Origin of the sequence: Oerskovia rustica (assembly GCF_014836555.1) — a bacterium.
Classification (GTDB): Bacteria; Actinomycetota; Actinomycetes; order Actinomycetales; family Cellulomonadaceae; genus Oerskovia; species Oerskovia rustica.
In genome coordinates this window covers 1-11,974 of the sequence record NZ_JACSQQ010000038.1, presented here as the reverse complement: position 1 = coordinate 11,974, position 11,974 = coordinate 1, and the positions used below count along the sequence as shown (strand labels likewise).

The 11,974-nt window shown below is 74.8% G+C and carries 12 protein-coding genes; 5 read left to right on the top strand and 7 right to left on the bottom strand.

The window, feature by feature from the left end:
• Window positions 1–347: 347 nt before the first annotated feature.
• The 4 genes from H9652_RS16780 to H9652_RS16765 form a co-directional block, all read right to left on the bottom strand.
• Window positions 348–2,003 (bottom strand): S1C family serine protease, encoded by a 1,656-nt coding sequence (locus H9652_RS16780; protein WP_191797513.1) that lies wholly within the window; start codon window positions 2,001–2,003, stop codon window positions 348–350.
• Between the two features lie 113 nt (window positions 2,004–2,116).
• Window positions 2,117–3,925 (bottom strand): 2-succinyl-5-enolpyruvyl-6-hydroxy-3-cyclohexene-1-carboxylic-acid synthase, encoded by a 1,809-nt coding sequence (gene menD / locus H9652_RS16775; protein WP_191797511.1) that lies wholly within the window; start codon window positions 3,923–3,925, stop codon window positions 2,117–2,119.
• Window positions 3,922–4,932: an o-succinylbenzoate synthase gene (locus tag H9652_RS16770; RefSeq protein WP_404822053.1), complete on the bottom strand. Its 1,011-nt coding sequence runs from the start codon at window positions 4,930–4,932 to the stop codon at window positions 3,922–3,924. Before H9652_RS16770 ends, menD begins: the two co-directional genes overlap by 4 nt.
• Before the next feature lie 43 nt (window positions 4,933–4,975).
• Window positions 4,976–5,584 carry a TetR/AcrR family transcriptional regulator gene (locus tag H9652_RS16765; protein ID WP_191797507.1) on the bottom strand — a complete coding sequence of 203 codons (609 nt, stop codon included), beginning with the start codon at window positions 5,582–5,584 and terminating at the stop codon, window positions 4,976–4,978.
• Between the two features lie 236 nt (window positions 5,585–5,820).
• On the opposite strand from H9652_RS16765, the gene H9652_RS16760 reads away from it, so the two are divergent.
• Window positions 5,821–6,786, top strand: a complete 966-nt coding sequence (locus H9652_RS16760) for a 1,4-dihydroxy-2-naphthoyl-CoA synthase (RefSeq protein WP_191797505.1) — start codon at window positions 5,821–5,823, stop codon at window positions 6,784–6,786.
• A gap of 68 nt (window positions 6,787–6,854) precedes the next feature.
• Here H9652_RS16760 and H9652_RS16755 read toward each other — a convergent pair whose 3' ends face one another.
• Complete coding sequence (locus H9652_RS16755; protein WP_168210054.1) at window positions 6,855–7,109, bottom strand: hypothetical protein; 255 nt, start codon at window positions 7,107–7,109, stop codon at window positions 6,855–6,857.
• Window positions 7,110–7,295: 186 nt separating this feature from the next.
• Between H9652_RS16755 and H9652_RS16750 the strand changes: the two genes are divergently transcribed.
• Entirely contained in the window at window positions 7,296–7,949 is a 654-nt protein-coding gene (locus tag H9652_RS16750; protein WP_191797503.1) for an RBBP9/YdeN family alpha/beta hydrolase, read from the top strand.
• Here the strand turns inward: H9652_RS16750 and H9652_RS16745 are convergent.
• Complete coding sequence (locus tag H9652_RS16745) at window positions 7,942–8,991, bottom strand: DUF3048 domain-containing protein (RefSeq protein ID WP_191797529.1); 1,050 nt, start codon at window positions 8,989–8,991, stop codon at window positions 7,942–7,944. The two genes, H9652_RS16750 and H9652_RS16745, sit on opposite strands and share 8 nt — an antisense overlap.
• An 82-nt stretch (window positions 8,992–9,073) precedes the next feature.
• Here H9652_RS16745 and H9652_RS16740 point away from each other — a divergent pair, with 82 nt between their 5' ends.
• Together H9652_RS16740 and H9652_RS16735 are read left to right on the top strand one after the other, a co-directional pair.
• The gene (locus H9652_RS16740; RefSeq protein ID WP_191797501.1) at window positions 9,074–10,297 is read left to right on the top strand and encodes an AMP-binding protein; all 1,224 of its coding nucleotides are present in this window, start codon (window positions 9,074–9,076) and stop codon (window positions 10,295–10,297) included.
• Window positions 10,298–10,307: 10 nt separating this feature from the next.
• The gene (locus tag H9652_RS16735; RefSeq protein ID WP_191797499.1) at window positions 10,308–11,177 is read left to right on the top strand and encodes a 1,4-dihydroxy-2-naphthoate polyprenyltransferase; all 870 of its coding nucleotides are present in this window, start codon (window positions 10,308–10,310) and stop codon (window positions 11,175–11,177) included.
• Here the strand turns inward: H9652_RS16735 and H9652_RS16730 are convergent.
• The gene (locus H9652_RS16730) at window positions 11,174–11,533 is read right to left on the bottom strand and encodes a DUF4229 domain-containing protein (protein ID WP_225228390.1); all 360 of its coding nucleotides are present in this window, start codon (window positions 11,531–11,533) and stop codon (window positions 11,174–11,176) included. The two genes, H9652_RS16735 and H9652_RS16730, sit on opposite strands and share 4 nt — an antisense overlap.
• Window positions 11,534–11,623: 90 nt before the next feature.
• On the opposite strand from H9652_RS16730, the gene H9652_RS16725 reads away from it, so the two are divergent.
• Window positions 11,624–11,974 (top strand): PLD nuclease N-terminal domain-containing protein (locus H9652_RS16725; RefSeq protein WP_191797495.1); only part of this gene is annotated, 351 nt, incomplete at its 3' end.

Below are 11,974 nucleotides of genomic sequence, written 5' to 3'. Positions count from 1 at the left end.
CGCGGGGGGCCGGCCCGGCCGTGCCCGCCCAGCCCACCCCGGACGACGAGGCGCTGCCGGTCCGCGACCAGTAGGCCTGGAGCAGCCCGGCCCCGCCGAGTCTCAGGGCCCGCGCGGCCCGGCCCCGGACGCGACGATGCCCCGGTCCGTACGGCGAACCGTACGGACCGGGGCATCCGAGGGGCACCCGCAGGGGAACAGGGCCTCACCTCGGTGGTCCCGCCGGTCGACAGGGGGAACGCGGACCGGGGGACGGTCGAAGGACCGCAGTGGCGTCGGCCGACGGCGGGCACGGGGGGAGGTTCCCACCGTCACCGCCGACGCCACCGGGTCCGGCTCGTGCTGCCTCAGCCCTGACCGTTGAACCAGTCGAAGGGGTTGGGCAGGTTGTTCGGGCTGGTCTGGTCGGACTGGCCCTGGCCCGAGCCGTCCTGGCTCGAACCGTCCTGGCCGGAGCCCGGGAGCTGCTGGCCGGAACCACCCTGGTCGGAGCCCGAGCCCTGCTGGCCCGAGCCGCTCTGACCGTCCGTGGTCGTCGGCTTCGCGGCGAGCGTCACGTCGACGTCGACCGTCTTGCCGTCCCGGACCAGCGTGACCTTCGCGACGTCACCGGTCGCACGCTCACGCACGAACCCGGTCAGCGACTCGGCGCCGCTCACGGGGTTGTCGTCGATCGCGACGATCACGTCACCGGTCTTGATGCCGGCCTCTGCGGCCGGGGAGCCGTCCGAGACGGACTTGACCTCGGCACCGCGGCGCGTGACGCCGTCGGCCGTGGCCGTCGCGTCCGTCATGCTCACGCCCAGGAACGCGTGCTCGGCCGTGCCGTTCTCGATGAGCTGGGCGCTGATGTTCTTCGCGAGGTTCACCGGGATGGCGAAGCCCAGACCGATCGAACCGGACTGGTTCGACGTGGTCGCGATCGACGAGGTGATGCCGATGACCTCTCCCTGCGCGTTGAACAGCGGCCCGCCGGAGTTGCCCGGGTTGATCGCGGCGTCGATCTGGATCGCGTTCGTGACCACGGTGCTGCCGCCGTCGGAGCCCGACGCGGCGACCGGGCGGTCGAGCGCGGACACGATGCCGGTCGTAGCCGTGTTGGCCAGGCCGAGCGGGTTGCCGACGGCCAGGACCGACTCGCCCACGGTGACGTCGTCGGAGTCACCGAACGAAGCAGGCGTGAGGTTGCTCGGCGGGTCGACGAGCTCGACCACCGCGAGGTCGGTCGTCGGGTCCAGACCCACGATCTTCGCCTCGTAGAGACGACCGTCGCTGAGCGTGACCTGGACGGTGTCGTCCTGCGCCCCCTCGACGACGTGGTTGTTCGTCAGGACGTGGCCCTCGGTGTCGATCACGACGCCCGAGCCCTCGGCACCGCCCGCGGCCGTGGTGACCTGGATCGAGACGACCGACGGCGCGACGGCGCTCGTCACGGCCTGCCAGTTCGGGTTCTCCGACGTCGAGTCCGAGACCGGGACCGTCGAGTTCTCCTTGGTCTCCCCGACCGACGCGAGCGAGCTGCGGGTCGAGCCGTTGCCGTCGAGGACGCCGAGCAGCCCGGCCGTGCCGGCGCTCGCGAGGACCGCGGCCGCGGCTGCGGCGCCGACCACGGGGATCCACGTCTTGCTGCGCCTGGTCGCGACCGGAGCCTGCTCCGGGGCGTGCGGTGCGGGCGGCATGCCGGCCGCGGAGTACGCGGTGCTCGTCGGGGCGCCGTGCTGCCCCTGCGCGGCATAGGGGGCGTGCGGGGCGTACGGCGTCTGCGCGCCGTAGGGCGCGTGCTGCTGCGGCGCCTGCTGCTGCGGCGCGTGCTGCGCCGGCGGCGCGGGCACGGGGGCCGGGTGCGGGGCCGCGAAGTGCTGCTGCCCGGGGGCCTGCGGCGCCGGGGTGACCGGGGCCGTCGGGGTGACGGGGAGCTGCTGCGTGGGCTGCGCCTCGATGCGCTGGGTGTCGCCGTCGCGGGGAGCCTGGGGCTCGGGGACCTGCGGGGTGTTCTCGGTCATGGGGTGTTCCCTCCTCGTTCGTTCTGAGGACTACTTCACACCCCGGCGCTGGAACGTGCCTTGAACGTCCCTGTGAGTTCGCTGCGAGTTCCCGACCGCTCCTGGGAGGGTTCTCAGGAGTCCCGTCCTGCGCGGTCGCGGCCGCCGTGTCCCCGCGGCAGCGCGCGCTGCACGGCCTCGGCGACGTCGGCGGCGAGCGCCGCGCCCTCGGCCCGGCGTCCCGCACGCTCGACGCGGACCTCGACGACCTCGACCCCCCGGGGCGCGCGCGCTAGCTCGGCCCGGAGGTCCGCTGTGCCCGCGACGAGCCGGTGCCGGACCCCGTACCCCGCGCAGAGCGCGGCCAGGTCGGCGCCGTGCGGCGTCGAGAACACGCGCTCGAACGCCGTCGCCGTCTCGGGGGCGTCCTCGGCGAGCGCCCCGTACTCGAGCGTCGCGAAGATCGAGCCGCCGTCGTCGTTGACCACGACGACCTGGAGGTCGGCGGCCGGCTCGTGCGGTCCGCGCAGGAGGCCTCCCACGTCGTGCAGGAACGTGAGGTCACCGACGACCGCGCGCGTGCGCCGACCCGCGCGCGCCGCGGCGAGCGCGACCCCCGTCGCCGTCGAGAGCATCCCGTCGATGCCCGCGAGCCCGCGGTTGGCGAGCACGAGCGGCGAGACGTCCCAGTCGACCACGAGGTCGAGGTCGCGCACCGGGTTGCTCGACCCGACCACGAGCACGTCGTCGGGGCCCGAGGCCTCGGCGACCGCTGCCGCGACCGCGAGCGGCGTCGTGGGGCCTGCGGCCGACGCCCGGTCGGCGACGACCTTGCGCGCTGCCTCCCCCGCGCCGCGCCAGAGGTCCAGCCAGGGCGGGGCGCCCGCGGGCCCCGACCACCACTCGACCGGGACGCCGGGCAGGATCGTGCTCGCCGAGCGCGCCGCGTCGGGCCAGGGCCCTCCGCCGGGCGCGACGACGAGCACCTCGACGTCCGCGCGCGCGAGGAGCCGCTGGACGGGGCGCGAGAGCGTGGGGCGCCCCATGACGACGACGCACTCGACCTGCTCCCCCAGCACGCCCAGCACGAGCCGGTGCGCCGCGATCGCGTGGCTGCCCGCAGCGGCCCCCGACGACGCCTCGGCGAGCAGGGGCCAGCCCCGCGCCTCGGCGAGCCGTCGCGCGTCCGCCCCCGCGCCGTCGCCCGCGACGAGGACGGTGGCCGGCGACGTGTCGAGCGGCCACGGCCCGACGTCGTCGCGCACCCCCGCCACGAGGGTCCGGTCGGGCGAGGGGTGGCTCGCGGAGGCACCGGCCGGGATCGCTCCCAGCGCCGCTGGAGGAACGAGGGGCTCACGGAACGCCAGGTTGAGGTGCACCGGGCCCGGATAGCGGGAACGGGTCCCCCGGGCCGCGGCGAGCGCCCGGACGAGGACCGCGCGCAGGTCCCCCAGCTCCCCCTGCCGCCCGTCCGGTGCCGGGACGTCGGCCGCCTGGCGGACCGCGGACCCGTACAGCCCGACCTGGTCCGTCGTCTGGTTCGCCCCCGTGCCGCGCAGCTCGTGCGGCCGGTCGGCCGTGAGCAGCACGAGCGGGACCCCCGCGTGGTGCGCCTCGAGCACCGCCGGGTGCAGGTTGGCGGCGGCCGTCCCCGACGTGGTCACCACGGCGACGGGGAGCAGCCCGCCCGGTCCCTCGGCCGTCCGCGACCCGCGCGACAGACCCAGGGCCAGGAACGCGGCCGCCCGCTCGTCGATGCGCACGTGCAGCGTGAGCAGGCCCGCCGCGTCGGCCGCGGCGAACGCGTAGGCGAGCGCCGCGCTCCGGGACCCTGGCGACACGACGACGTCACGCACCCCGTCCGCGACGAGGCCCGCGACGATCTCGCGGGCCGCCGCGACCGCAGGGGGCAGGGCCGGGGGGACCGACGCGGCGGCGCTCATGCCGCTGCTCCGTCCAGGAGAGCGCCCACGCGCCGGTACCGCTCGACCCACCGGTCGGCCGTGACCTGGTCCGCGGACGCACGCGCGAGAGCGGCGGCCGACGGCTCCGGGCGACGGACCACGATCTCACCGCCCACGGGCAGCAGCGGCTCGTCGACCACGTCGCGCGTCAGGAGCTGGGACGTCGCGAGACCGCATGCGAAGGGCAGCTCGGGAAGGGCTGCCGCGAGCGCCAGCCCGGCAGCCAGCCCGACCGAGGACTCGAGCGCGGACGAGACGACCACGGGCAGCCCGACCCGCTCGGCCAGGTCGAGGCATGCCCGGACACCGCCGAGCGGCTGGACCTTGAGCACGACGACGTCCGCGGCCTCGGCCCGCAGCACCGCGAAGGGGTCCTCGGCACGGCGGATCGACTCGTCGGCGGCCACCAGGACCGACGTCGCGCGGCGCACCGCGGCGAGGTCCTCGACGCTCGCGCACGGCTGCTCGACGTACTCGAGCCCGCCGGCGGCGCGGTCGAGCAGGGGCAGTCTCCGCAGGGCCTCGTCGAGCTCCCAGCCACCGTTGGCGTCGACCCGGATCCGACCGCCCGGCCCCAGGGCGTCCCGGACGGCCTCGAGGCGCGCGATCTCCCGGTCGACGGGTTCGACGACACCGTCCCCGCCGCGCTGCGCGACCTTGACCTTCGCGGTCCGGCAGCCGTCGGACGACGTCACGATGTCGTGCGCGCGCCGAGGGTCCGTCGCGGGGACCGTGACGTTGACCGGCACGCTCGACCGGACGGGCGCCGGCCAGCCGACGTCCGCCGCCTCCCGCGCCGCCCGCAACCACGCGCCGGACTCGGCGTCGTCGTACTCCCAGAAGGGCGAGAACTCGGCCCAGCCGGCCTCGCCCCGCACGAGCAGACCGTCGCGCGCGTCGAGGCCGCGGAAGCGGGTGCGCAGGGGCGTCGACCAGGCGACGAGACGAGGGCTCGGGGTCGAGAGGGACGTGGGAGGCACGGTCACAGGCTATCTCCGCACCGGGCCCAGGGGCCGCGCGAGCCGCGCGTCAGGAGGTGCCGAGCAGCTCGGTGACGCAGTCCACGGCGAGGTCGCGGACGTTGCGCCCCTCGCACAGCGCGGTGACCGCCGCGCCGTCCACGACCGCGATCAGCAGGACCGCGGAGAACCGGACACCGAGCTGCGCGAGCAGCTCGTCGACGACGACGTCGAGCTCTCCTCGGCCCTGCGCGAACGCGGTCGCGAGCACCGGGCTGCGTCCCGCGCTGACCACGTGCTCGTAGAAGCCGAGCAGCTCTCCGTGGTCCCCCGGCGGGAGCACGGCGTCCACGAGCAGGAGTGCGCGCGACCGCGTGCTCAGCGCGTCGACCCCGCCGTCGGCGACCGCGTCCGCGACCGCGTGGCCGATCGCCTGGGCGCGGTCCGCCCAGTCCCGGACGATGCGCTGCCCCGCCGCCGCGAGCAGGTCGTCGAGGCCCGAGAAGTAGTACGTCGTCGCCGCGAGGGGGACGTCCGCCTGCGCGGCCACGGACCTGTGCGTCACGCTCGACGGACCGTCGCGCAGGATCAGCTCGGCGGCGGCCGACACGATGGTGTCGCGGCGCTGCGTGCCCCGGGCCTGCCTGCGGGGGACGTGCTTCTCGGTCTCTGGAGCCATCAGTGACTTCCTTCGGGAGGTTTCGAGGCCGACGATCCCCCACGAGGACCTGCGACATGATCTTGAGCACAGAAAGGGCTCCACCGAATTACACGACTGCGCGCATTGCCGTCAAGACCCCAAGGTCCTCACCACCACACCGTAGGGCACGAGGACCGCCCCTGGCGCCCGTATCCGGCCCCCACGACCGCGGCCCGGGCCCCTCTTCCTCGGCCCGGGCGGCTAGGGTGACGGTCGTGAGCAGCATCCCCGCACAGGTGTCCGAGACGTTCGACCCCCAGGCCTGGCGCACCGTCGCCGGGTTCGAGGGGCTCACCGACATCACGTACCACCGCGGCGTCGAACGAGGCACGCGCGACGGCCAGGCGCACGAGCGCGACCTGCCCGTGGTCCGCGTCGCGTTCCACCGGCCCGAGGTGCGCAACGCGTTCCGCCCGCACACCGTGGACGAGCTCTACCGGGTCCTCGACCACGCACGCATGACCTCCGACGTCGGCACGGTCCTCCTCACGGGCAACGGCCCCTCGGCCAAGGACGGCGGCTGGGCGTTCTGCTCGGGCGGCGACCAGCGCATCCGGGGGCGCGACGGCTACCGGTACACGACGAGCGAGGACGCCCAGACGGCCGACGCGATCGACCCCGCCAAGGCCGGGCGGCTCCACATCCTCGAGGTCCAGCGCCTCATCCGGACCATGCCCAAGGTCGTCATCGCCGTGGTCAACGGCTGGGCCGCGGGCGGCGGGCACTCGCTGCACGTCGTCGCGGACCTGTCGATCGCGAGCCGCGAGCACGCCCGGTTCAAGCAGACCGACGCCAACGTGGGCTCGTTCGACGCGGGCTACGGGTCGGCGCTCTTCGCTCGGCAGGTCGGCCAGAAGCGCGCCCGCGAGGTCTTCTTCCTCGCCCGCGAGTACTCGGCCCAGGACGCCTACGAGTGGGGCGCGGTGAACGAGGTCGCGGACCACGCGGACCTCGAACCGCTCGCGCTCGAGTACGCACGGATCGTCGCGACCAAGTCACCGCAGGCGATCCGCATGCTCAAGTTCGCGTTCAACCTCGCGGACGACGGGCTCGCGGGCCAGCAGGTCTTCGCCGGCGAGGCCACACGCCTGGCGTACATGACCGACGAGGCCGTCGAGGGGCGCGACGCGTTCCTCGAGCGCCGGGACCCGCAGTGGGACGACTTCCCGTACTACTTCTGACGCGAGGGCCGGGTCGGACGGCACGGGACGGGGACGTCCGTCGCCGGACCGCGCGGCCGGGACGAGGGTCAGGACCCGGACGCGAACGTGGCGAGCATCTCGACGATGCCGCGGCCCGCGAAGGCCACCGCGACCGCCAGCCCGAACAGCAGGACGATCGAGACGACGACCGGTCCGACGGACGCGGCCGGACGTGCGCCGGTCTCGTCGTCGTCCTGGTCCTCGGAGCGCAGGGCAGGGCGGGTGGGGGCGATCGAGGGCGGGAACGGGGTGACCGTGGACGTGGGCTCGAACGGGCTCTGGGTGGGGTTCATCGTTGCCATGCCTCTACGTTCCCGCGTACCCCCCGGCGACCACATCGGCCCACCGGCTCGACCTCGCGCCCTCGTGGTCAGCCTCAGGGGTGAGCGGGTCCTCCCCCGGGAGGATGAGCTGTGGACCCGTGGGTCGCGACCCCGGCCTGCGGCGGGCGGCCCGCGGCCGACGCGACAGGCGATACCGTTCCGAGCATGACCGTTCTCGACGACGACGCCGCGACGACCGACCTGCCCGCCGCGCAGCCCCTGGACGCTCCCCCGCCCGTGACCCGGGTCGTGGTCGTGCACGGCCTGGGGGCCTCGTCCGACAACCACTGGTTCGGAGCGGTCCGCGACCGCTACACGCCTCACGGCGTCGAGGTCCTCGTGCCCGACCTGCCACGCTCGCAGGCGCCGGACCTCGACACGTGGCTCGACGTCCTCGCCGACGCGATCGGTCCCCTCGACGAGGGGACCGTGCTCGTGGGGCACAGCCTGGGCTGCGTCACCATCCTCCAGCACCTCGCCGCCCGGCAGGACGAGTGGCGGCTCGGCGGTCTCGCCCTGGTCGCCGGCTTCGTCGAGGAGGTTCCCGGCATCCCCGAGGTCGACCACTTCGTCGAGCGTCCCCTCGCCCCGGACGCCGTCGCGGCCCGCAGCCGGCGTCGGCACGTCGTCGTCGCAGACGCCGACCCTGTCGTCCCGCGACGCCTCACCGAGACCCTCGCCCGCGTCCTCGACGCCGACCTGACGGTCGTCGAGGGAGGCGGACACTTCGTCGCCGGCGGTGGCTTCGACCGGCTCCCGGCCCTCGAGGACGTCCTGGACGCCTGGACGGGTGAGCGCCCCGTGACGACCGTCAGCTGACCGCGTAGCTCCCGGACCCGCGCGGGACGAGCTCGACCCAGGTCGTGCCCTGTTCCAGGAGGACGGGGGCGCCGTCGGGCCCCGTGAGGACCAACGGCGACTCGACCGCGTCCTTGGACCACGTCACCGCGACCTGCTTGCCTCCGCTCGCCACGAGCCCCTCCCCCGTGCCGACGAGCTTGGTCTCCGGCACGGGAGTCCCCGCCGGGTCCACGAACTTCGTGTTGACCATCTCGACGCTCAGCACGACCACGTTCGCGGCGGAGAGACGCTCTCCCCCGGACGAGACCGCGGGGGTCGTGCCCTCGCTCCGGAGGAACGCGTTCTCCGCGGTCCCCCACTGCCACTGGGCCTGGCTCGAGTGGGTCAGCCTGACGTCGAGGAGCGCGAAGGGCGCGCCGGCCACCGTGGCCGTGCCCTGCCCCTGGGTCCGGGTGTGCGCGAACTGGGCGGGCGGCGCCTTGCGGTCGCCCTCTGCCTGCGCGAGGAAGTCGGCCATGGTGCCGTACAGGTTGTGCGGCGCCCTCTTGCCCTTCTTGAGGAAGAAGCCGTCGTCGCCCTCGTCGTGGACGATCGACTGCAGGCCTGCGTCGCCGACCGCCGCGACGAAGGGCGGCTGCCCACCGCTGTACACGAGGACGCCCGCGGTCGGGCCGAAGATCGACGGGTCCATGGGGCGCACGGACCGGATGGGCCCGACGGTCTCCGGGACCTGGGAGTGGAAGACCGCGACGAACCGGGTGATCCCGCCCTCGACCACCTCCTCCCAGACCATGTCGGCCTGGTCCAGCCCGGTCTGCGGGCGGGCCGCAGGAAGGTTCTCGATCTTCACGGCCACGGCCGGACGCTCGTCCACGGTCTCGGTGGGGACTCCCGTGAGCGGCCACGCGACAGGCACGACGGGCGCGGGCGGAGAGGCCTTGGTCGCGTCGACCGCGGCCGGGACGGTCCTCGTCGGGGCGTCGGTCGACGCGCCGCTGCCGCAACCGGAGAGCACCAGCAGTCCTGTCACCACCGTCGCTGCCCACCAGGCTCGCGACATCCTCACCCTGTCCATCCGTGCCCTCACGCTCGTCGGTCCCGCTGGTTCCTCGTCACACTACGGCGCGATCTACGCTGGAGGGATGCCACGCGCCGAGGGAACCGCACCTGCTGACGTCGCGGACCTGCGGGCCGCGGTCTCGGCCGCACTGAGCGGGCGCGGGCCGGCGATCGCACCCTCCCCGCTCGCGTTCTCGGGTCCGCTGCCCGACGGCACCGCGCTCGTGCTGCGCACGTCGGGCTCGACCGGGCTGCCCCGCGAGGTCGCCCTGAGCGCGGACGCGCTCGTCGCGCCCGCGCGGGCGACGCACGAACGTCTCGGCGGGGACGCGCAGTGGCTCCTGACCCTGCCCCCTGCTCATGTCGCCGGGCTCCAGGTCGTGCTGCGGTCGGTCGTCGCCGGGACGAGGCTCGTGACCGCGGACCTCGACTCCCCGTTCACCGCGCACGGGTTCGCCGCCGCCGCGGCCCGCATGGACGCAGGCCGTCGGTACGTCTCCCTCGTCCCGACCCAGCTCCACCGCCTCCTGCACCCCGGCCCTGGGAGCGCCGCCGCGCTCGACGCGCTGCTCTCGTTCGACGCGATCCTCCTCGGTGGCGCCGCGGCCTCGCCCGCACTCCTCACGTCCGCGCGCGAGGCGGGGGCCCTGGTCGTGACCACGTACGGCATGACGGAGACGAGCGGCGGCTGCGTATACGACGGCGTCACGCTCGCGGGCGTGCGGGTGCGGGTCGTCGACGGGTCGACGGGGCACCGCCTCCCGGCCGATGCCGCGGGGGTCGTCGAGATCTCGGGCCCCGTGCTGGCCACGGGGTACCTGGGTGACGAGGCGCTCACGGCCGCCACGTTCCGCACCGACCCCGACGGGACCCGGTGGCTGCGCACGAGCGACCTGGGCTCGCTCGCGCCCGACGGGGCGCTCACGGTGCTCGGGCGTGCGGACGACGTGATCGTGACGGGCGGGGTCAACGTGGCCCCGGCCGCGGTCGAGGCCGTGCTCGCGGGTGCGCTCGCGGACGTCGACGGCCTCGGCGAGGTCTGCGTGGTCGGTGTCCCCGACCACGAGTGGGGGCAGCGGGTCGTCGCGGTCGTGGAGGTGCGCCCGGCGGCCGGGCCGGGCAGGGACGGTGCGCACGCGCCCGACCTGATGGCCCGTGCCCGCCACGCTGTCGCGACTACGCTGGGACCGCCCGCCGCACCTCGCGACCTGCTCGTCGTGGCGGACCTGCCCCGCCGCGGGCCGGGCAAGATCGACCGGGCGGCCGTGACCGACCTCGCCACCCGCACAGCACCACGCACCCACTGAACGGAGCACCATGGCCACCTCTGCCGAATGGGTCGCAGGCGCACGCCTGCGCACCCTCCCCGCGGCGGCCGCACCCGTCCTCGTCGGCTCGGGCGCTGCCGCCCAGGTCGACTCCTTCGCGTTCTGGCCTGCCCTCCTGGCGCTGGGCGTCGCGCTCGCGCTCCAGGTCGGGGTGAACTACGCGAACGACTACTCGGACGGGGTGCGCGGGACGGACGTCGACCGGGTCGGGCCCATGCGGCTCACCGCGTCGGGAGCGGCGCTCGCGTCCCAGGTGCGCAACGCGGCGTTCGCGTGCTTCGGCGTCGCCGCGGTGCTGGGCCTGGGCCTCGTGGCCCTCACGGGGCACTGGTGGCTCCTGGCCGTCGGGGCGCTCGCGATCGTCGCCGCATGGTTCTACACCGGAGGCAAGAACCCCTACGGGTACCGGGGCCTCGGCGAGGTCGGTGTATTCGTGTTCTTCGGGCTCGTCGCGGTCCTCGGCACCACGTACACGCAGGCCGACCGGGTGACGTGGGTGGCGGGGGTCGGGGCCGTGGCCGTGGGCCTGCTCGCGTGCGCGCTCCTGATGATCAACAACGTGCGGGACATCCCCACGGACGTGCTCGCGGGAAAGCGCACCGTCGCCGTGCGCCTGGGCGACTTCCGGGCCCGGCGCGCGTACGTCGCCATGATCTGGATCCCGCTCCTGCTGGGCGTGGTGTGCGCGTTCGCCGCACCGTGGTCGCTGCTCGTGCTGCTCCTGCTGCTGCCCGCGGTGCTGCTGACGCTGCCCGTGGTCGCCGGCGCCCGCGGCCCGCTGCTCGTCCCGGTCCTCGCCGGGACCGGGATGTTCGAGCTCGGGTACGGGGTGCTGCTGGGGCTGGGGCTCGCGCTCTAGGCGTTCGGCGCCTGGGCGCGACCCGTGCGGTCGGCATGCTGGTCGGCAGGGTCGGCCGACTCTGCGGGGTCGGCCGCTCCGGCCGTCTCGGCCGCCTCCACGACGGCGTCCTCGAACGCCGCGTCGTCCTCGATCTCGCGCGAGAACTGCTCGCCGGTCGCCTTGCGCCGTGCGGCGCGGTCGGCGAGGTACTGCGCTGCGCGCTCGCGCGGGCCGCGCAGCGCGAGGTAGGAGACCAGGAACGCGAGGACGGCCGCGATGACCGCGCACACGACCCAGTGGCCCAGGTTCAGGGCGTACAGGACGACGAAGAGGACCGCGAAGATCGCCAGGCGCAGCGCGGAGTAGATGACCATAGGCACCCGTCCAGGGTAGGCGCCCGAGCTGGGTGCACAGAACCGCGCCCTCTCGTGCCTCCGGGTTGCCAGGACGCATAGGCTGGGGTCATGTCCCGCGTCCTGCTGACCCTGCTCGCCGTAGGCCTCGCGGTCTACGCCCTCTCCGACTGCGCCACGAGCGACGAGAACGACCGGAGCGGGATCCCCAAGGGCCTGTGGATCGTGATGATCATCTTCCTGCCCTTCGTCGGGCCGCTCGCCTGGATCATCGTCTCGCGCACGCAGCGCGCCCGGCACGCGACCGCCGGCGGCGCCCCGGCCCCGGGGCGTGCTCGCCCAGGAGCACGACGACGCCCGGCCGCACCGCTGGCCCCGGACGACGACCCGGACTTCCTGTGGAAGCTCGAGCAGCAGCGGCGCCGCGACGCGCGCGGCGAGGGCACGGACCAGGGCCCGACG

Bases quoted from the DNA above. Each gene is read 5' to 3' on its own strand.
- H9652_RS16740 (WP_191797501.1), top strand. From the start codon at position 9,074: ATGCCACGCGCCGAGGGAACCGCACCTGCTGACGTCGCGGACCTGCGG.
- H9652_RS16765 (WP_191797507.1), bottom strand. From the start codon at position 5,584: ATGGCTCCAGAGACCGAGAAGCACGTCCCCCGCAGGCAGGCCCGGGGC.
- H9652_RS16755 (WP_168210054.1), bottom strand. From the start codon at position 7,109: ATGGCAACGATGAACCCCACCCAGAGCCCGTTCGAGCCCACGTCCACG.
- H9652_RS16735 (WP_191797499.1), top strand. From the start codon at position 10,308: ATGGCCACCTCTGCCGAATGGGTCGCAGGCGCACGCCTGCGCACCCTC.
- H9652_RS16730 (WP_225228390.1), bottom strand. From the start codon at position 11,533: ATGGTCATCTACTCCGCGCTGCGCCTGGCGATCTTCGCGGTCCTCTTC.
- H9652_RS16745 (WP_191797529.1), bottom strand. From the start codon at position 8,991: ATGTCGCGAGCCTGGTGGGCAGCGACGGTGGTGACAGGACTGCTGGTG.
- menD (WP_191797511.1), bottom strand. From the start codon at position 3,925: ATGAGCGCCGCCGCGTCGGTCCCCCCGGCCCTGCCCCCTGCGGTCGCG.
- H9652_RS16750 (WP_191797503.1), top strand. From the start codon at position 7,296: ATGACCGTTCTCGACGACGACGCCGCGACGACCGACCTGCCCGCCGCG.
- H9652_RS16780 (WP_191797513.1), bottom strand. From the start codon at position 2,003: ATGACCGAGAACACCCCGCAGGTCCCCGAGCCCCAGGCTCCCCGCGAC.